We start from the raw sequence: 18,330 nt of genomic DNA, 5'->3' as shown, positions 1-18,330 counted from the left end.
ACGTGCTATATATTCCGTTTTCTGAGAGGTCCCCTTGCTATCACGCTAACGCGTTCCAGCACAAACAGGAAGAAAGCACAGGCTGGCCAGCAGCTGTAGCGACGGCCGGCAATTGGGCAAACCACGTACCTTGGCCTGTTTTCAGGCCCGGCTTAACCACGATTGTGCATGGCTTTATCTCAACGAAACCAGTTTCGGGTAGCGGCTTCGTCGGCCGAGCTAATGAATTTCCGGCAGCAGGCGTGGCGGCTGTATGAGCCGGTGGCGCCGGTGCTGATGCCCGCCTTCGGGCAGGAGTGGTGGCTGCGGCCGGGCCTCACCTTTACGCCCTTTGCCAACGCGGTGCGCTGCACAGCCCACTGCGCGTTTTGCTCCGAGGAGCTGCAGCGCTACGATGGACACCAGCTCACGGCCCGGCGCCTGATTGACGACTACCCGGCTTACTTCGACCGCCTGCGGACGGTGCTACACCCGTTTCAGGGCTGGCCGCTGGGCCTGAGCTTGTCGGGCCTCGAAGCCACGGCCGAGCCGCAGTGGCTGCGTGAGCTGCTGGCCTGCCTCACCCAGGTGGAACACGAGGGCGGGATATTCGACGAGAAAGTACTCTACACCAACGGCAGCGGCTTCGTGAATAGCCCCGACCTGGGTCTGGGCCTGCAGGACTTTGGCCTGGACCGCCTGGAGCTCTCGCGCTGCCACGACGACGAGGCGGTGAACCAGCAGATTATGCGCTTCAACCGTAACCAGCCCATGCGCCACAACGCCGTGTACGCCAGCACCGTGCGCTGGCTTCATCAGCACCTGCCCGTCAAGAATTCCTGCATCCTCACCCAACTGGGCATCGCGACCCTGCCCGACGTGGAGCGCTACCTGACCTGGGCCGCCGGGCTGGGCGTGCGGCAGGTGGTGTTCCGGGAGCTCAGCCGGCTGGAGGGCAGCTACCTGCCCAATGTCTTCACCGAGTGGATTGAGGCGCAACGCGTGCCCATCGAGCCGCTGCTGGCGGCCGTTGTGCCCACCCTGGAAACGCCACGCTCCGGCTGGCAGTACGCGGGCAGCACCTTCGGTTACTACTATTACAATGAGCACTACCGCTGGCAGGACACCGAGGTCATTTTTGAAACCTCCAGCTACCCGGCCCTGCAGGCTGCCAACGCAAGCGGCGTGCTGCAGAAGCTGATTCTGCACTCCGACGGCACCCTTTCCGGCGACTGGGACCCCGACAGCCGGGTGCTGAGCCGGGTGGCCGCTCCCGTCCCGGCACGGCTATGACGGCGGCCCACGAGCGGTTGTATCGGCGCACGCTGCACCAGCTGGTAGCGGCTGGCGTACCGTTTGGCGTACTGGGTACCTTTGCCCTGCGCCAGCAGTGCCCCACCCTGCCCCGCCACCTGGTAGCCGACTGTGACCTGCTGCTGCCGCCCGACCCCATGGCACTCAGCCACCTGACGACTTTGCTACAAGCCGATGGCTGGCACGTCACGCTCTGGGAGCAGCCCCTCGTGCTGCCACTGCGAGCGGCTGACCTGACGGGCAAATACTACCTGCGGGCCCGGCGGGCCGGGGCTGTGCTGGACTGTGCCTACGAAAACGACTTTCTGAGCTGGCCGGACTTCCGGGCCGAATGCCAGTGGCACCACGGGCTGCCGCTGCTGACACCCGCGGCCATCCTGCGGCAGAAAGCGCAGGTGGGCCGGCCTACCGACCTGGTCGTGCTACGCTGGTGGCAGCGGGAGGCTTTGGCTTGCGCAACGATTCGGTCACAACCGCCGACTGCGCCCTAACCTACCTCCATCCGATCCGCAGTGCCCTCCCCCCCTGACTCTGCGTGCGCCCCCAAACCGCCCCGTACCCCCCCCGGCCGGCGAACCTACTGGCTGGTCCGGGCTAGCTGCCCTCCGACCTGAAGGAGGGAATATTTTACCCGGGTTGCTACTGAGCCAGGCAGGGTTTCGCCGGCTGTCTACCCCAACCTATCGACTCCTGCGCTTACCACCTTTGTCAGCAACTGGTGCTACTTGCACCGAATCCAATAAACTACGACACCTAACTCCCTCACCCCATGAACCCTAATGAAGACCTCATTACCGCAGCGTACGCGGCATTCAACGCGCGCAACCTGCCGGCGGTCCTGGCCACGCTCCATCCGCAGGTGCGCTGGTCCAGGGCCTGGGAAGGCGATTACGCCACGGGCCACGAAGAGGTGCGACAATACTGGCAGCGCCAGTGGCAGGAGCTGGATCCACACGTCGAGCCAACGCGCATACGCGAGCTGGCCGACGGTCGCCTGGAGGTAGCCGTGCACCAAGTCGTACGGGATAAACAGGGAAACCTGCTTTTCGAGGGCCCGGTAAAGCACCTGTACACCATCCGGGAGGGTTTGCTGCAGCAACTGGACATCGAGCAAGGGTAATCCCCGCTAACGAGCGGGCGTTGAGCTGTCATTCACACGTGAACCGCTGCGCGGGCCGTTCGTGGTGGGTAGCCACCCAATTAGGGCGGTACTTGGTAGTGCCGCCTTCCTGCACCTGGATCGAGACCAGAAAGCGGAACCGCTCGCGCAGCTCGGTCGCGGTGAGGGGGGCGATCCGGTAGTGGCCGTGCTGACCGATACCCTAACGGCCAGCTCGGGCGAGGCCGTTGCGGTCGCCTTCAAAGCCCGAAAGCACACGAGAAGCTTTGGGGCGGGCACGTGCGGGGTATCGACCGGCAGAAGCCGCTTTGACTTGTCCGATGGGTCCGTTCTCCTGCTGACAACTGCCGTGTTCGCTGACCGCCGCCTGGTACGGTATGGCCACTCCATCGCCCCCGACGAGCCGCTCAAGCCAGCCGAAGTAGTGCCGCGAGCCACTCGCTGGATTAGAGAAGAATACCAAGCGAAGAACTAAGTGGCAGCCTCGAGGAGCGGGCCGAACGGGTCAACAAGGGGAGGCCAGCAGGATGCGGTAGGTTCCACTTTCGGGCCCCGTTTCCACCGGCCTAACGGCCACCAACTGGCGGGGCCGGCAAGGCGCACTTTGCCGGCTTCTACCTCATCGTAGCTGGACGCGTTGACACTCCCTCCCGAGTGACCGTTCGTTTACCCTTTGTACCAAATTTTCAACCAAGGCCAAGCGTCTTCCCAGGGCTGGTTTCATATTTTATCCTTCCCGGCCCGGATGTATTATCTTCGACGCCACCGCGCACACCAACCGCGTACCCGCGTTAAGTATTCATCCCGGGCCCCGGAGGGGCGCGGGGCAGGAGCACTTTTTTACCGAAACATCCACTGGCGGCCGCGTTGCTTTATGCAGACCTACTTCGTCGACTCCTTCACCACCACGCGGTTCGCAGGGAATCCGGCCGCCGTCTGCCTGCCCGCGCATGAGCTGAGCGCGGCTACCATGCAGCAGGTTGCCCGGGAGATTGGCTTTTCCGAAACCGCTTTCCTCCGTCCCGCTGCTACCGGGTCCGGCTATCGTATCCGATTCTTCACGCCCAAGCAGGAAATTCCCCTGTGCGGGCACGCTACCCTGGCGGCGGCGAAAGTCCTGTTTGAAACGACCGGCCGGCGGCAGGCGCTGTTTGTTAACCACGCCGGCATAGAACTGCCGTGCGAGCAGGCAGAAGACAGCATCCGTATGCGCTTTCCAGTCTACCCAACTGAAGCATTACCGGTGCCCGCGGCGGTGCTGCAAGCGCTGGGACTCGCCACATGCCTTGCTGCCCGCTACAGCCAGCGCAACAAAATCATCCTCCTCGAAATCGCCAGCGCCGCAGCCTTGGCTGAGCTGCAACCGGACTTTGAAGCGTTACTCCGCGCCTACGACGGTATCAACGGCGTATTGGTCACGGCTCCGGGCGACACGCCCGCGTACGACTTTCACTACCGTTACTTCTGGCCCTGGGCCGGTACCAACGAAGACCCGGTCACGGGCGGGGTGCATACCTTTTTGACCAAGTATTGGGCCGATAAGCTGGGAAAGCCTCACCTGCGGGCTTTCCAGTCGTCCCTGCGCACCGGCCATATGCGTACCGAGCTGCTGGCTGACGGCGTGCATATTTACGGGGAGGCCGTACTTGTCCTGGCCGGTACATTTTACTTGGAGCCGCATGAGCACTGAAACCTTGATTGCTTTGTTCCGCCGGGATTTGGCGCGCCTGCGCCGGGAGATTGAACTCTATAACCAGGAGCACCGGCTGTGGCTGACTGCCGGAGCCATCCCTAATTCCGCGGGCAACCTGTGCCTGCACCTGTTGGGTAACCTGAACACCTACATCGGCCAGCAGCTCGGTCGCACCGGCTACGTGCGGGAGCGGGAGTTGGAGTTTTCGCTGCGTCACGTGCCCCGGGCAGAGCTGCTGCTGCGCATCGATCAGACAAGCGAGATGGTTACCGCCACCCTGGCCAGCCTGCCGGCGGCCTCCTTGCCGGCAGAATACCCCCTGCTGGTACTCGAGCACAAGACCTCTACCGAGTACCTGCTCATCCACTTGGCCACGCACCTAACCTACCACCTGGGCCAAATCAACTATCACCGCCGTCTGCTCGACCACGTTTCTGACCAATGAACGCGGCACCAGGGGCACACCCACCGGGGTTAGTACCACTGGCTTGTTTGCCTGGCCTTCCACGCCTGCGCTGGTATAACCCGTTTGGGAAAGTAGCTACCCGGCAGCGCGGGCCGGTTGGCAGCCAGTTCGGCCCACGTCAGTAGCCTGGGTGAGTAGCCCGGGTGGACTCCTTACCGGTCGCCTTCGAGTCCTCCGGCTAGCGTGTTTACCTGCAGGGCCACGGTTTCTTTGATCTGCTGCTGCACCCGCCGGTAGTTTTCCTGCACCACGGCCGACAACGCGGCGCCGCCGTCCTCTTCGCCGGTTCCAAACGTGGCCACCGGGTGCAGCGGAAAGCGCTCCTGGGTAGCATCGGCCCGGGAGATGACGCCCTGGAAGAAGGTGCGCTCGGTTTCCACGGTCTGCCCGATAAACTCGCCCTGCTGCAGGCCGATGGCGTCCTGCACCCGCACTAGGCTGCGCTCCTGGTAGCTGGTGCTCAGGTTGGAGCTGTGGCTGCCGCGCCCGCCGCCCCCGCCCTGGCTCTTGCCGGCGCTGGTGCTGTGGATGAGCTTATCTTCCCGGCCCACGAGCTCGGAGATGAACTTAGCCGTGTCGAGCGAGTTGACCTTGCCAAAAAACTGGTTGTTCAGGTTAGAGACCATCACCTTCATCTTTTCAGGCCCATACGCGTCGGTCATTTGCGCCAAATCCTGGGTCATGTAGATGGTGACCACCTGGTTGCTGCGCGCAGTGGCCGGCAGCAGTTCCAGCCCCGGCACGTACACCGTGGCGCCCTCGTCGAGCAGTACGTAGCTGCGGTGCTTGTGCTGCTGGTTCATGAGCTTGATGGCTACGGTGATGATGCAGCTGACTACTGGCGAGAAGGTTTCCTTCAGCGTCGGGTCGTTGCCGATGCATAACAGCGCCGGCTCTTTTGGGTCGTTCAGATTAAGCGAGAACCCCCTCCCCTTTCGCCTCGTCGGGCGTGAGCACCCAGACGATTTCGGGGGAGTTGATGCGGTTGAGAATTACCTGCAGCGTACCCACCACGGCCGCTACCTGCTTCTCGGCCCGCTGCTCGACGGCCCTCACGATACTGCGCACCATGCCGGCGCACTCGGGGTCGGTTTCCAGCATGCTCAGCACGTGCTTGAAGTCCTTGTGGATGGCCGTAGCCACCACGTGGGGAATGGTGCAGTAGCGGGGAAAGTGCTTTTTGTAAAACCAGATGATGCCCGTCAGGTAAGCCACGGCGCTGATGTCGAAGAACTCCATCTTGCGGATGCTCTGCGGATTGAGGTTGTTGATGACCCGGGAGTACTCTTCGGCAAACGCCACCACCGGCAGGTCCTCGGCCCGCAGCGGGTTCACCCGCTCGCTGCGCTGCAGGTCGCGGAAGTTGATCACGTGCAGCACCACCGCTGGCTCGGGCTCCCCGCTGGGCAGCGGCCGCGGCGGACTCTGCCGGCGTCCGGCCAGTTCCAGTGCTTTCTGGGCCACCTCGGCCAGCACCGGAAGCTTGAAGTCGTAGATGAGCTCGGTAAAGTTCTTGGCCGCCAGCTGCTCAACAACCGGTTCCCCGATGAAGTAAGTCTTACCTGCCCCGGCGCCGCCCAGCACCAGCACGCCGCGGTAGGGATTGGGTACGTTCACCCAACCACCCCCTTCCGTGGGCAGGTTAAACCCGTCCGGGGTTGCCAGCTTCTTACGATCCACCCGCAGCCCAAACGCCGGACACTTGGTCGCGGCCCGCAGCAGGCCCACCACAAAGCCACTGGCCAGCGCCACAGCTACTGCAACGGGGTAGCCCACCTGAATAAAGCCCGGCTGGTAGGAAGCCATAGTGAGCAGTACGTAGGCGCTGAGCAGAAACAGCCCCGCGCAGCTGGCCACGACCACACGCACAGCCTCGGGCCGCAGCGGCTTGCGCCGGACCGGACCGCCGGGCTTGCGCGCGGGTGCCGGCAGCACGAACACCAGCACCCCGGCCGCGAGCAGCACCACTGCCCGCAGCAAGAGGCCAGCCGCGTCATAGAGCCGGCCGCCTTGACCAGCAGCCTGCCTTTGAACCCCTGCCCGGCAGTAGCCACGCGCAGTGCGGCTGCCCCTCCCCTACTCACCACTCGGTCGCCGGCCCGGCTCGTGGCCGTGGCCAGCCCGGCGGCTGGCCTGCCGACCACCGGCGTTGCCTGCTGCTGCTGCCGCGCGCGGCGGGCCTCGGCGCGTTGCTGGTTGATGACGGCCATTCGGGCCGCCAGGCGTTGGCCGGGCGCTAGCTTGGGAGCCTGCCCGGCCTGGTGCTGCAGCACGTACCATTCGCCGGCCAGCAGGGTCAGCAGCAGCAGACCGATGGAGTGGTACTGGGCTACCGGCCGAGGGAGTAAACTGGTCATAGAGGATAAGGGAAAGGGATTGGGTTGCGGGTAGGGCTCACATCTCGATGTCCAGCTCCGCGCCGCGGCGGCCAGGCTTCTCGGCCACGTGCTCAGTGCGCTCGTCCTGGGTGGCCTGCCGGGCACGGCGTACCAGATGCTGCACCGCGTGCAGGGCGGTAATGGCCTGACGCTGCGGGGCAGCGGCCTGCTCGCGGCCCATGCGCAGTAACTGCAAAGCGTTGTCGATGGGGCGGCCATCACGGGCCCGCTCCTCAACCCGGGTCAGCATGCGGTAAAAGGTCTTGTCAAACTGCCGGGCCAACGCAATGCTCTGCACCGTGTCTGGCGCTAGGTGCTGCTCGCGGGGCACCAGCAGGTTGATGCGCGCCACGCGCCTGGCAATCTTTTCCAGCCGGCTCGCGTCGTAGCTGGGGTCCCGCTGCCGGGTACCTTTGGGCCTTAGCTTCTCGTGCGCCTGGGCCACGTGGCCAAATTGCTGCTCAAACTGCCGGCCCGCCGCGGCCTGCCAGCGCATCAAGTCAAACCACTGCCGGCGCCCGCCGGGGTTGAGAGTTAGCTTCTGCTCGGCGTCGCGGGCGCTGACGATGACGTGCACGTGGGCCTGTCGGCACGCCCGCTTCTCCCCTACTTTGGCCGTGCCGGCCACAACTTCCGGGTCGGTGCCCCGGTGGGTACGGTCCTGGTGCAGCACGGCGCTCCAGACGATGTCCTGGCTGCTTAGCTGCCGGCCGCCGGGCAAGGCAAAATTCTGCGCGTACTGCTGCATCACTTGCCGGGTGTAGGCCCTGAGCTTCTCCGGGTCGCTGCTGATGTGGGCCAGTTCCTGCTCGCTCGGGCTCAGCACCAGAGAGTAAAATTTGGCCTCGCCGGCCTGCAGGCCTTTCACGTTGGTGTTAATAGCCTGCTGCACTTGCGCGGCGCTCAATGCGTCCGCATCACCGCTGAAGAACGTGGCCGGCCGCCCCTCCCCTACCGCTTCGTGCTGCAGGTATTGGAGCGTCTGCGCGCTGCTGCCGGTGTTGGTATACGCGGCTTTGCCGTGTGTTTTGGGATTAATTTAACGTACGTCCGAGAAGGAGACGGGTAGTTTACGTGCGTATCGTGGGTGCTTATCTACCCTGCGGCCCCTGCTCTGCTGCCGCTTCAGCCGGGTTGCTGCGCGTGCGCGGTCCTACTTTTTGGGCTGCTTCCAAGGCTTCTTTTACCTGTTTTTCCACAGCTTCCTCGTTGCGTTGCCGTAGCAGCTGCAGGGCCTGCTGCTGCCGTTGCAGCTGCGCTTCACTGCGCGTTTCGAGTTGCGCGTTGAGGTTGCCCACCAGCATCTCATTCAGGCGCAACACCCGTTCCAGCGTGATGCGGGTGCGCAGCATCTCCTCCAGCATGGCCGTGAGCAATGTGCGCTCCTGCTCCTGCAGTAACCCGAATACCCGGTCCCCGAGCTTCTTTATCTGTTGCATGATGAGTTGCCCCTCCCGGGCCTCCGTCTCGCGGGGGTCCAGGCCCCGGGTAGCAAAGTATTCCACCGCCGCGCTGGCGTACACGCCCAGGCTGGCACCGACTTCTGCCGCGGCCGCCTCGGCTTTCCGGTGGGCGTTGTTGTCCAGGGTGACCCGCTTGCGTAGCTCCGTGCTCATTGTGTTCTGTCCGGTTTAGCAGCTTTGTGGGTCATGTTTTATGCTTATAATCAACCACTTATCTTGCCGTGGCCCGCAAATCAGCTCTACTGATCTATAAATCACTCAAGACTAAGCCATTAGCCTTAGGATTGGATCATTCTTCTTGCTGAGACTATTCTATGGCTAGCAAAAAGTTAGTAAGAAGCTAGTACACGGCTTTATGCCTCTGTGTTAGCATCAGGTGCTTTTTCCCTTACTGTCCTGTTCATTCGGGCTCTATTGGCAGGTGGATTGGGCCAGCAGACTGTGGTTTTGGCAACTTGCCACACCTACTGATTTGGCGTCAGGTCAGGGCTTTTCCGCCTTCGAAATGCTCTTCCAGAGCCACCAGCAGGGCTTTGTTTCGGCACCGGCTTCCTGTAGTTCTGCAATGCTGTATTTCTGTTGCTATAGGCAAGCTACACTCGAAGCAGCACAGCGATGGTGGTAGTACCCTTCTACATTTCTGTGTTTCTACAGGTTTGCTTTTCTACAGGTCTTCAAGCATACCAGATACGCAAGCCAAGCTTTTTATTTCTACTTTTATACAATTCTGTTCTTCTGTATTTCTGTTACTAGACAAGACACTACCAATAGCGTTGCTTGCAGATTCACGTTTCTGCAACTTTGTAGTTCTATATTTTTGCATTTCTGTATTTCTGCATTTTCGTATTCACACATTTATACAGTTATACAATTTTACATTTACATAGTATTATATTTCTACAAGACTAATTTTCTGTTTTTCTGTTGTAGTAGTTTTCTGCATTTATGTTTTTCTGTTGTTTTGTATCTATGTTTAATAACTGATAAACAGAATTGTTTTTCTATGTTTTTGCGTAGTAACATTTCTGGTTTTCAGCAAAAGTGAGGTTCTGTATTTCTGGTTTTCTATTACTTTTGGCTCACCGTTCGGCTGGTCCCTATTCCCAGCAGCCATTCACGCCCTCACCCCCACACCAACTATGTCCAAGGTTATCAGCTTTGCCACCCAGAAGGGGGGCTCCGGTAAATCCACCCTGGCCCTCGTGCTGGCCGCCCCGCTGGCCACCGAGTACGGCCTGCGCATCGCCGTCCTGGACTGCGACTACCAGCAGAGCATCGTTAAGACCCGCGAGCAGGTGGACGCCGCCAACTTTGCCAAGCTGCGCGAAGCCAACCCCGACGCCCAGTACCCCTACGACGTGTACCCCTGGCAGCTCAGCCGGATCTTCGACTTCATTGACAACCCCGAGCACACCTACGACCTGATTATCATCGACGTGCCAGGCCGCGCCGACGGCGACGACGTGTTCAACGCCCTCACGGCCTGCGACGCGGTGATTGTGCCTCTGGTGTCAGATTACCTGGACCGGGCCTCCACGGCCGAGTTCATGACCATCCTGGAAGCCATCAAGAAGGCAGCCGACGACGCGCAGATTGACTTTCAGTACTACGGCCTGCCCACCAAGCGCGTGGCGGGGCAGCGGGAGGAAAAAGAGATGGACGAGTACATCGACGGGCTGGGACTTTCCCGCTTCAACTCCTACCTGGGCCACCGCAAGGCCTACACCCGGGCCTCCACGCTCTACAGCCTGCTTAACCCGGCCTGGGCGCGCTACGCGGGCGGCACCAAGGACACCAGCGACGAAATCCGCCGGGTCTGCGAGGAGCTCATCGAGCGCCTAGGCCTGCCCGACCGCCGCGCCACAGCCGCTACATCAGTATCCACCGTTTCCTCCTCCGCGAAATAATGGGCTTCGAGAAACCACAAATCACCCCGCGCCGCCGCATTGAAGTGCCCGAAGAAGCCCGCCAGCAGGCCCGGGCCGGGATGGGAGGGGAGGCCACCCGCACGGCCACCGCGCCGCCCACCCCGGTGGAGCCCATCGCGGCGCCGGCCGCAGTGGCGACTCCGGCCCCGGCGCCCGCTCCAGTAGAAGTAGCAGCACCGGACGCCGCTGCTTCAGCCCCGGCGTCCGCGGCACCTGTACGGGCCTCCTCCCGGGGGCGTAAGCCCGCCGCGGCCGCTGCTCCCGCTCCGGAGGCCGAAGTGCCGCTGCACACGGTGCAAATCGCCAAATCCGTAGTGCAGGAGATTAAGATGAGCCTGCTGCTGGCCACGCCAGGCCCGGATACGCCTACCAACATCAAGAATTATCTGGAAGCGGCCCACCGGCACTACGACGCGCACCTGCGCAAGACCGGCAAGCTGCCGCCCGCCAAGTAAGTGTACCAGGTAGCAGAGTCAGTAAAGGCAGCCTCTTGCGGGGCTGCTTTTCTTTTTGGGCGGTAGGGGAGGGGAGGGGCTGCCCGCCCGTAAGGCAAAAAGCAAAGACTCCGGTACCCTGGCCCATAGCAGGCGCAGATGACCGGATCTAGAAGCATGGCACTCACCCGGCTCTGGCAGCGGGAGTGATGCAACTCGCCAGGGTGCCATTTTTCACGTAGATAAGTTCCTGCGCTGTGTAGCGGGCCTATACCGGGCCGGGAGTGCCATTTTTCACGCAATTGCCCAGAAAGATATCCGCCTTCGCCTCAGCGGGTTCGGTGGTGCCGGCTCCATTTCGTTTTCCGGCCTTGCCATGCGCAGCAGAACCACCAGTGGATTGCCGGCCCGTGCTGAGTTCCTGCCGTCCAGGCAATTTTTATCCCAAAAAAAAGCCAGAACCTCTTCCGTCTTCTTAAGCTATTCTTTACTATTCTATATTCAGGGAGGCGTAACAGATTGACTACCAGATTATAAACTCTGATATCTACGTGAAAAACGGCACTCTGCTACGTGAAAAACGGCACCATTCGGCGTGAAAAACGGCACCATCTACGTGAGAAATGGCACCCAATTGCGTGACAGATGGCACCATCTACGTGAGAAATGGCACCACCTGCGTGAAAAGTGGCACTAGGAGGCCGGCCAATCCCATCTACGTGAGAAATGGCACTCAACAGTAGGGCCAACCGCATCTACGTGAAAAATGGCACTCTATGGCCTTTTGCGTGAGATTTGGTAGGTTTTCACGCCGATCCGGCTATCTTCGTACCCTCTCTCTCTGGCCCGCTTCGTCTATGCCTATAGTGCCTGCTTCGTCTGCTGCCCTCTATCCCCGCGCTTACCAGGCCAATGCCCTAGTACGAGCACCCCTGAAGCTGACGCACGTGGAGGCGCGCATCTTCGCCCTGGCGCTCGGGTGTATTCACCAGGACCAGACGGAGCTGCCCGGTATCTCCATTCCCCTGAGCCGGGTAATGACGCAGAAGAAGGGGGGAAGCGTGTACGAAACCATCCGCGACGCCTGCAAAAGCCTCATGTCCAAGGTCGTCAGCATAGAGGCGCAGACCGGCAACAAAAAGCGCTTTACCGCCTATTCCATCATCAGCTACATTGATCTGAACGAGGGCTCGGGGTTTCTGACGGGCAACTTCGCCCCGGAAATCAAACCCTTCCTGCTACAGCTGGCGGAGCAGTACACCCATGTGGAGATTGAGACCCTGCTCACGCTCAAGTCCGCCCATGCCCACCGGTTGTACTGGCTGCTCAAGTCCTGGGATGACGTAGGCCTGTGGGAAGTGGACTTTGAAACGCTGCGCAAGCAGGTGCTGGGCGATGACAACGATGTCACCTACACGCTTTTCTACGACTTTAAGCGGTACGTGCTGGAGCCCGCCCTGCGGGAGCTGCACTCTCTGGGCTGGGTAGTCAGCTACCAGCCCGTCAAGGAGGGCAAGAAGGTTAAGAGCGTACGCTTCACCATTCCCAAGCCCCTGGCCCAGCTAGGGGAGGAGGGGCTGCCCGAGCAGGCTGTGCGAAACGGCACCGGCGCCAGAACCCGGACCGGGGAAAAGCAGATGAGCCTCGCCCTGACCGCTGAGCTGCCCACGTTGCAGCAGCGCATTGTGACCCGCTTGCAGAAGCTCCGGATGACGGTTGCCCAGATTCAGCACGTGCTGGCCTTCATCGGTGACGACGAAGTGCGCATCGCCAAGCTCATGAAGGTGACTCACCCGCTGCTGCGGGACTTTGAGGCTGGCAACAAGGTATTCGATAATCTCGGTGGTGCCGCCATTAACCTGCTAAAAACGGAGTTTCCGGGGCTGTATCAAACGCTCAAGTAAGCCGGGAGCTGCCCGGAAAAGAGGCGTGCATAGGGGCATGTAAACCCCTTTGGCAGGCATGGCACGATTTAAGGAAGACTGGCTCGTACAACGATGAATGAGTGCTAAAAAAGCGTTGCAGCCAGATCTTATGTTGCAGCCAGATCTTATCCTCCTTGAAAGTTCCTGCCCATCTTGCCTCGTCCTTGTTCTTTTTACCGCGACCATAGCCGTATGAATACCTCTGCCTCACCCGCCCTGTTTGTACACCACGTGTTGTTTTACATGCCCGCCGGCGCCAGCGCGGCAGACAAGGCCATGCTGCTGGAAGGACTGCAGAAGCTGGCTCGCATCCCGTCCATCAAGTTGGCGCATATCGGCACCCCAGCCCAGACAAGCCGCGAGGTAATTGAACGCACCTACGCGTACTCCTGGCTCTGCCTGTTCGACAATGCAGAACAAGAAGCAGACTATCAGCAGCACCCGATTCACGACGCGTTTCGGCAACACTACGCGGCTTACTGGGAGAAAGTGGTCATTTACGATGCCCTGGGACCCGTTATGAGCTAATGAGAACGGGCGATGCCTCCGGCTGATAACCCCGCTGCCCTGCTGTAGATGAGGGGTTCAGTGCTGGCCGAACACGGATGCCGGCGATGGGCGGCTCGCGCAGAAGTAGGGCCTGCTTTCGCTGCTGCTTTGCTAGGGCGGCTGGCCGGCCCGCGACAGTGGGGCAACTTACCGGGGGCGGCCTGGCAGAGGCGATGCTTAGTGCGTCAGGCGGTGCACGTGCTGTCCCTGAGCCGTGCGCAGCCGCAGCGTCAAGCCCTACTAGTGGGCAGAAGGGCAACTGCGGGAATTGCCGCCGACGGGCCAACCCGATTGGCCGGCGGGTTCGCTTAGAAGCTATTCACGCAGGAAGGCGCTAGCCGGCATCATCGGCACCTGGAGGGTTGCTTGTCCACTGCCCCATACTTTCTAATGCTTTTCTATTTGATGGGTGCTACGCCCGTGGTGGTCTGCACGATGGGCTGAATGGTCCCATCCGGGTTGTAGCGCAAGTCATCCACGCAGATGGAGCGCCGGTAGCTGCCACCGGTGGGCAGCGCGCCATTGTGGTAGAAGAAATAGCTCTGGCCCTTGTAGTCGATGATGCCAGGGTGCGTGGTGAAGCTGTTGAGTACATTTTGCTGGATGATACCACGGTACGTCCACGGCCCGGTGGCGCTGGGAGCCGTGCAGTACTCAATCATTTCGGGCTTGGTGCCGGCGCTGGCGTACACGAGGTAGTAGAGCTTCCGGCGCTTGTACACCCACGGGCCTTCGATGTAGTTTTGGGGGGTGAAGGTGGTAATGGGGCCGGCCAGCGCCGTCATACTATCCTTGAGCCTCACCCACCGGCAGCTACCGTTGCCCCAGTACAGGTACACCTGCTGGTCGTCGTCCACAAAAACGGTGGGGTCAATGTCATCCCAGGCGTGCGGCAGGTCCTTGGTCATCTCGTTTGTGATGAGTGCTTTGCCAATGGCATCTGTGAACGGGCCGGTAGGCCGGTCCGAGACGGCCACGCCGATGGCCGCCCCGCCCTGACTATTATCATCCTTCTGGTGAAACGTAGATATAAACCAGTAGAACTTGCCCTTGTGGTACACGCACTGTGCCGCGTAGGCGTCGCCGGTAGCCCAGGCAAAGAGGCGGGGCGAGAGGCGGGTGCCGTAGTCCTTCCAGTGCACCATATCGGTGGTGGAGTAGATGCGCCAGTCCGGCATTTTGTAGTTGGTTTCCTGCACCGACGCTGTGTCGTGGCTGGTATACAGAAACAGCGTGTCACGGTACACCAGCGGGGCCGGGTCGGCCGTGAATACGTCACGGATAATAGGATTCTGCGCTCGCAAATCGGTAGTTGCCAACGCGATGAGCAGGAATACGAGTAGGAGGAAAAACCTATTCTTCATGGTAGTAAGCTGTGAAAAGGGGTGGTTGGCAGGAGAAGCCGGGCGCTTAAAACAGCCCCTGGGCAAACCGGTACAAATCGTGCCGCCACACGGGCCAAGTGTGGCCGCCGGGATACTCGCTATACACGTACCGGATGCCCAGCTCATCGAGTCTGGCCCGCATTACTTTGTTGTTGGCGTAGGCGATGTCGGCCGGCCCGCCCGTCGAGAGCCACAACTGCTTCAGGTTGGTGTTGATGGGGCCGGCATGGGCTTTCATAAAGGCGTACTGCGGGTCGGACAGCGCAGGGGTGTTGGCAAAAAAGCCCGAGCTGAACACGCCCAGCGAGGCAAACAGATCGGTATTGCGCAAACCGGCGTACAGCGTTTGCAAGCCGCCCATCGACAAGCCCGCCAGCGCCCGGTTCTGGGCTCCCTTTGCCACCCGGTAGCTGCTTTCCACCACCGGAATCACCGTTTGTTTGAGCTCGTCTTCAAAGCGCTTCAGCGCATTCTCGCTGGAGCCCGCCGGGCTGCCGGGGCCGCCCAGGTTGCCGTCGAGCATCACCACGAGCATGGGTTTGGCCTGTTTGGCGGCAAGCAGGTTGTCCAGGATCAGATCGGCTTTGCCTTGCCGGGCCCAGCCTGTTTCGTCTTCGCCCCGCCGTGCAGCAGGTACAGCACCGGATAGTTGGCGGTACTAGCCTCGTAGCCCGGCGGCGTGTACACGTAGCACTGCCGCCACGAATTGGTGACCTTGGAGAAGAACCGCTTCAGCCGCACCTCGCCGTGGGGCACGTCCTGCAGAGCGTAAAAGCGCGTTTCGCGGCCGGGAATTTCAATGCCGCTGGCCATGCGGCCCATCCCGTAGAAGGTGGCGCTGGCCGGGTCGGCGACGGGCAGGCCGTCGAGTACCAGCGAGTAGTAGTGCAGGCCGCGGCTCAGGGTGTCGGTCGTCACCGTCCAGGTGCCGCTGCTGTCTTTTACCAGGTCGTACTTCCGGCCCAGATCCAACTGCACCTGCCCCACGCCGGGGGCTTTCAGACGAAATACGGCGCGATTATCCGGGCGTATCTGGGGGTAGTTGGCGTTGCGCACGTTGGTGGCGGCCGGCGTGCCCAGCACGGTGTACGTGGGCAGCGCCGCCACGTCCACGGGTTTGAACAGAAACTGCGAGAACAGATAGAGGCCGTTTTTCCAGACCTTGAAATCGTGCCCGCCCGCCTCCAGGTAGTATACGTGCGGCACGCGGTGTTCGTAGAGGTACTCGTGGGTGCGCTGGCTGACGGGCAGCAGGCCGTCCTGGTCGCCGCACGAAATCCAGAGCAGCCTGAGCTGTTTTTTAGCCTTGGCTACGTCGGGCACCAGCTGCTCGGGCGGTTTGGTGTTGGGAGCCGAAGAAAACCCGCCCACCCAGGCAAAGGTATTCAGGTTGCCCAGCCCGAAATTCAGGGACTGTCCCCCGCCCATCGACAGCCCGGCCAGGGCCCGGTTTTCCCGAGTGGGCAGAGTCGGATACGTTTTATCGATGAAGGGAATGAGGTCGGTCAGCAGGTCTTTCTCGAAGGTGGCGAAGGCGGCCACTTTATCCGGCCCGTAGATGTTACCCACGGCGCGGTCGTCTTGCATGGCCCGGCCGTTGGGCATCACCACCAGCATGGGCCGGAGCTTACCCGCCGCGTACAGGTTATCCAGAATCACCTGCGGACGGCCGCCCTTGAGCCATTCCTTTTCATCACCACCGATGCCGTGCAACAGATACAGGACGGGGTACTTCTTTCTTGTAGAATACCCGGGCGGCGTGTAGACCAGCGCTTTGCGCACCGTGCCCACGGTTTTGGAGGGGTAGCTAAGGCTGTCTATGCGGCCGGTGGCACTGCCGGCAGTGGGCTGGTCGAAGCCCCTCGGAGCTTCCGGCGGGGTCTTTTGAGCCGCCGCGGTGCTGATGCCCAGCAAGACGAGGCTCAGCAGCATCGGGAACCTGTTTTTCATGACTTTAAGTGCGTTCTGCGGCTAATTATGGGCATACAATAAAACTGGCTCACTGCCTTGTGGAAAGCAATGAGCCAGCACCCTCGAAGCGGCTAGAAATCCCTGCCGGAAGTCAGGAAAATGAGCGGCCGGCTAGTACCCCGGGTTCTGCGCCAGCTTCCAGGTTTGGGCATCGTTGAGGGAAATGGGCAACAAGGGCGTCGGATTCACGGACGTCTCGGTGGCAACGTGCGACAGGGCCCGCGCCCGGACGGCCGCCGGCAGAATGCCCATGTAACGCCCCGTCCGAATTAAATCCCACAGCCGGAGCGACTCTTCCCCGAACTCTACCCGGCGCTCGTGCCAGATGGCATCCAGCAAGGCCTGGCCCGATAGGCCGCCGGACAGGTCAGGCAAGGTGCCGGCGGGGGTGTTGGCCGGCTCGTAGGCCAAGGAGCCCAGCGTGGTACCCGGTGGCCGGGTGGAGCTGCGGGCCCGCTGCCGCACCTGGTTGACCAGCGCCACCGCTTCGCCGGATCTGCTGAGCCGGGCCGCGGCTTCGGCCTTCATCAGCAGGATGTCGGCGTAGCGCAGCTTGCGGATGTTCTGCGGGCCTGATTCCGGGGCGTTGGGCGCTATAATGGCGGCCTTGCGGTTAAAATAGCCCGTGGCATTCTGCGTGATGTCGACGGGGTTGAGGATGCCCAGCACGATGTCGTTGTTCTTGATAATCGTGACTTCGCGGCGCGGGTCATTGGGCTCAAACTCATCCACCAGGTTTTGCGTGGGGTTGTTGAAGCCGTAGCCAAACGTCTTGCGGTTATTCTGAAAAATGTTGCTGGTGGTGCCTACCGAAATAGGACCGTAGCCGTCGTTGGAGGTAGCAAACTGAATTTCGAACAGCGACTCGCTGCTGTTCTCGCCGATTTCCTGGTGAATAGCCGCGTAGTTAGGCAGCAGGCTGTATTGGCCGGAGCTGATGACGGTGCTCGTCAGGTCATACACTTGCTGCCAGGTGTGGTTATTGCCGTTCACGGTGCCCAGCTGGTACATGATGACGCGGGCCAGGTACCCGTTGGCCGCGCCCTTGGTGGCCCGGCCGTTATCGGCGCCGGCGTAGGCGCTTTTCTCGGGCAGCAGGGTCGCGGCAGCTTCCAGATCTTTCTCAATGAAGGCGTACGTCTGGGCAATGGTGGCGCGCGTCACGTTGGGCGCTTCGGTGGGCGTCACGGCTTTTTCAAACAGCGGCACGCCCCCAAAGCCCTTTACCAGATTGAAGTAGAAATAGGCCCGCAGAAACAGCGCCTCACCCTTCAGGCGCGCCTTCAGGCCCGCGTCGATGGTGCCCGCGTCGATGTTATTAATCACCGTATTAGCCCGGGCAATGCCCGTGAAGCTGTGCACCCACAGCGTGGTCACGGGCGGATTAGAGGGCGGAATGTTCCAGGTTTTAAGCTCAATCAGGGACAGGAAGTCGCTGGCCGAGCTGCCACCTTTTTCGGCATCATCGGTCATCAGATCCCCGAACATCCATTCGTAGGTCTGGGCCACGTACTGGCCGGTGGGGTCGCCCCACTTGGGTCCCTGGTCCCAGGCGGCCACGTCGTACACGGCGTTAACGGCCTGTACGGCGTTGGTCGGGTCCCGGAACAGGTTGTCCTGGGTAGTGGTGCCCAGGGGCTCTTTCTCCAGAAAGTCTTTGCAGCTCTGCGTGAGAGCGGAAGTTAGTAGCAGGCCGAGCAATACGGCGGCGCGGGTAGGTTTCAT

At 61.3% G+C, this 18,330-nt stretch carries 16 protein-coding genes and 1 pseudogene; 10 read left to right on the top strand and 7 right to left on the bottom strand.

The annotated features are described in order from the left end of the window. The first annotated feature begins 168 nt into the window (after nucleotides 1-168). The 6 genes from HSW_RS01030 to HSW_RS01005 all read left to right on the top strand — a co-directional run bounded on the left by HSW_RS01030 (nucleotide 169) and on the right by HSW_RS01005 (nucleotide 4,551). Entirely contained in the window at nucleotides 169-1,272 is a 1,104-nt protein-coding gene (locus tag HSW_RS01030) for a hypothetical protein (RefSeq protein ID WP_155832755.1), read from the top strand. Then, complete coding sequence (locus tag HSW_RS01025; protein ID WP_044000415.1) at nucleotides 1,269-1,784, top strand: hypothetical protein; 516 nt, start codon at nucleotides 1,269-1,271, stop codon at nucleotides 1,782-1,784. The genes HSW_RS01030 and HSW_RS01025 overlap by 4 nt, the downstream gene beginning before the upstream one ends. Nucleotides 1,785-2,062: 278 nt before the next feature. Then, complete coding sequence (locus HSW_RS01020) at nucleotides 2,063-2,413, top strand: nuclear transport factor 2 family protein (RefSeq protein WP_044000414.1); 351 nt, start codon at nucleotides 2,063-2,065, stop codon at nucleotides 2,411-2,413. A gap of 61 nt (nucleotides 2,414-2,474) precedes the next feature. Further along, on the top strand, nucleotides 2,475-2,888 hold the full coding sequence (locus tag HSW_RS24670) for a S41 family peptidase (RefSeq protein WP_052345965.1): 414 nt from the start codon (nucleotides 2,475-2,477) through the stop codon (nucleotides 2,886-2,888). A 399-nt stretch (nucleotides 2,889-3,287) separates the two neighbouring features. Beyond that, nucleotides 3,288-4,103, top strand: a complete 816-nt coding sequence (locus HSW_RS01010; protein WP_044000413.1) for a PhzF family phenazine biosynthesis protein — start codon at nucleotides 3,288-3,290, stop codon at nucleotides 4,101-4,103. Then, on the top strand, nucleotides 4,093-4,551 hold the full coding sequence (locus tag HSW_RS01005; RefSeq protein WP_044000412.1) for a DinB family protein: 459 nt from the start codon (nucleotides 4,093-4,095) through the stop codon (nucleotides 4,549-4,551). Before HSW_RS01010 ends, HSW_RS01005 begins: the two co-directional genes overlap by 11 nt. A gap of 173 nt (nucleotides 4,552-4,724) precedes the next feature. Here the strand turns inward: HSW_RS01005 and HSW_RS01000 are convergent, their stop codons facing one another. From HSW_RS01000 to HSW_RS00985, 4 genes are all read right to left on the bottom strand, one after another. Further along, nucleotides 4,725-5,459, bottom strand: coding sequence for a type IV secretory system conjugative DNA transfer family protein (locus HSW_RS01000; RefSeq protein WP_262489379.1), 735 nt, complete (start codon nucleotides 5,457-5,459; stop codon nucleotides 4,725-4,727). A 25-nt stretch (nucleotides 5,460-5,484) separates the two neighbouring features. Continuing rightward, nucleotides 5,485-6,540: a hypothetical protein gene (locus HSW_RS00995; protein WP_155832754.1), complete on the bottom strand. Its 1,056-nt coding sequence runs from the start codon at nucleotides 6,538-6,540 to the stop codon at nucleotides 5,485-5,487. A 426-nt stretch (nucleotides 6,541-6,966) separates the two neighbouring features. Continuing rightward, nucleotides 6,967-7,989, bottom strand: coding sequence for a DUF5712 family protein (locus HSW_RS22300; protein ID WP_262489378.1), 1,023 nt, complete (start codon nucleotides 7,987-7,989; stop codon nucleotides 6,967-6,969). A gap of 52 nt (nucleotides 7,990-8,041) precedes the next feature. Continuing rightward, nucleotides 8,042-8,566: a BfmA/BtgA family mobilization protein gene (locus HSW_RS00985; RefSeq protein ID WP_044000409.1), complete on the bottom strand. Its 525-nt coding sequence runs from the start codon at nucleotides 8,564-8,566 to the stop codon at nucleotides 8,042-8,044. Nucleotides 8,567-9,552: 986 nt separating this feature from the next. Here HSW_RS00985 and HSW_RS00980 point away from each other — a divergent pair. The 4 genes from HSW_RS00980 (at nucleotide 9,553) to HSW_RS00965 (ending at nucleotide 13,228) form a co-directional block, all read left to right on the top strand. Continuing rightward, a complete protein-coding gene (locus tag HSW_RS00980) occupies nucleotides 9,553-10,320 on the top strand; it encodes a ParA family protein (protein WP_044000408.1) in 768 nt (255 codons plus the stop codon). Then, complete coding sequence (locus tag HSW_RS22295; protein ID WP_052345963.1) at nucleotides 10,320-10,796, top strand: hypothetical protein; 477 nt, start codon at nucleotides 10,320-10,322, stop codon at nucleotides 10,794-10,796. The genes HSW_RS00980 and HSW_RS22295 overlap by 1 nt, the downstream gene beginning before the upstream one ends. A gap of 836 nt (nucleotides 10,797-11,632) precedes the next feature. Then, nucleotides 11,633-12,679: a replication initiation protein gene (locus tag HSW_RS00970; RefSeq protein WP_044000407.1), complete on the top strand. Its 1,047-nt coding sequence runs from the start codon at nucleotides 11,633-11,635 to the stop codon at nucleotides 12,677-12,679. Nucleotides 12,680-12,892: 213 nt separating this feature from the next. Beyond that, the gene (locus tag HSW_RS00965) at nucleotides 12,893-13,228 is read left to right on the top strand and encodes a Dabb family protein (RefSeq protein WP_081768198.1); all 336 of its coding nucleotides are present in this window, start codon (nucleotides 12,893-12,895) and stop codon (nucleotides 13,226-13,228) included. A 419-nt stretch (nucleotides 13,229-13,647) separates the two neighbouring features. Here HSW_RS00965 and HSW_RS00960 read toward each other — a convergent pair whose 3' ends face one another. From HSW_RS00960 to HSW_RS00950, 3 genes and pseudogenes are all read right to left on the bottom strand, one after another. After that, the gene (locus tag HSW_RS00960) at nucleotides 13,648-14,613 is read right to left on the bottom strand and encodes a glycoside hydrolase family 43 protein (RefSeq protein ID WP_044000406.1); all 966 of its coding nucleotides are present in this window, start codon (nucleotides 14,611-14,613) and stop codon (nucleotides 13,648-13,650) included. A gap of 46 nt (nucleotides 14,614-14,659) precedes the next feature. Continuing rightward, nucleotides 14,660-16,584: pseudogene (locus HSW_RS00955) on the bottom strand (alpha/beta hydrolase-fold protein). A 132-nt stretch (nucleotides 16,585-16,716) separates the two neighbouring features. Next, nucleotides 16,717-18,330: a RagB/SusD family nutrient uptake outer membrane protein gene (locus HSW_RS00950; protein WP_052345962.1), complete on the bottom strand. Its 1,614-nt coding sequence runs from the start codon at nucleotides 18,328-18,330 to the stop codon at nucleotides 16,717-16,719.

This window comes from Hymenobacter swuensis DY53 (genome assembly GCF_000576555.1).
Classification (GTDB): domain Bacteria; phylum Bacteroidota; class Bacteroidia; order Cytophagales; family Hymenobacteraceae; genus Hymenobacter; species Hymenobacter swuensis.
The sequence above is the reverse complement of the archived record's forward strand: the minus strand, read 5'-3'. Positions and strand labels throughout refer to the sequence as shown.

Bases quoted from the DNA above. Each gene is read 5' to 3' on its own strand.
- HSW_RS01030 (WP_155832755.1), top strand. From the start codon at position 169: ATGGCTTTATCTCAACGAAACCAGTTTCGGGTAGCGGCTTCGTCGGCC.
- HSW_RS01025 (WP_044000415.1), top strand. From the start codon at position 1,269: ATGACGGCGGCCCACGAGCGGTTGTATCGGCGCACGCTGCACCAGCTG.
- HSW_RS01020 (WP_044000414.1), top strand. From the start codon at position 2,063: ATGAACCCTAATGAAGACCTCATTACCGCAGCGTACGCGGCATTCAAC.
- HSW_RS01010 (WP_044000413.1), top strand. From the start codon at position 3,288: ATGCAGACCTACTTCGTCGACTCCTTCACCACCACGCGGTTCGCAGGG.
- HSW_RS01005 (WP_044000412.1), top strand. From the start codon at position 4,093: ATGAGCACTGAAACCTTGATTGCTTTGTTCCGCCGGGATTTGGCGCGC.
- HSW_RS00985 (WP_044000409.1), bottom strand. From the start codon at position 8,566: ATGAGCACGGAGCTACGCAAGCGGGTCACCCTGGACAACAACGCCCAC.
- HSW_RS00980 (WP_044000408.1), top strand. From the start codon at position 9,553: ATGTCCAAGGTTATCAGCTTTGCCACCCAGAAGGGGGGCTCCGGTAAA.
- HSW_RS22295 (WP_052345963.1), top strand. From the start codon at position 10,320: ATGGGCTTCGAGAAACCACAAATCACCCCGCGCCGCCGCATTGAAGTG.
- HSW_RS00970 (WP_044000407.1), top strand. From the start codon at position 11,633: ATGCCTATAGTGCCTGCTTCGTCTGCTGCCCTCTATCCCCGCGCTTAC.
- HSW_RS00965 (WP_081768198.1), top strand. From the start codon at position 12,893: ATGAATACCTCTGCCTCACCCGCCCTGTTTGTACACCACGTGTTGTTT.
- HSW_RS00960 (WP_044000406.1), bottom strand. From the start codon at position 14,613: ATGAAGAATAGGTTTTTCCTCCTACTCGTATTCCTGCTCATCGCGTTG.
- HSW_RS00950 (WP_052345962.1), bottom strand. From the start codon at position 18,330: ATGAAACCTACCCGCGCCGCCGTATTGCTCGGCCTGCTACTAACTTCC.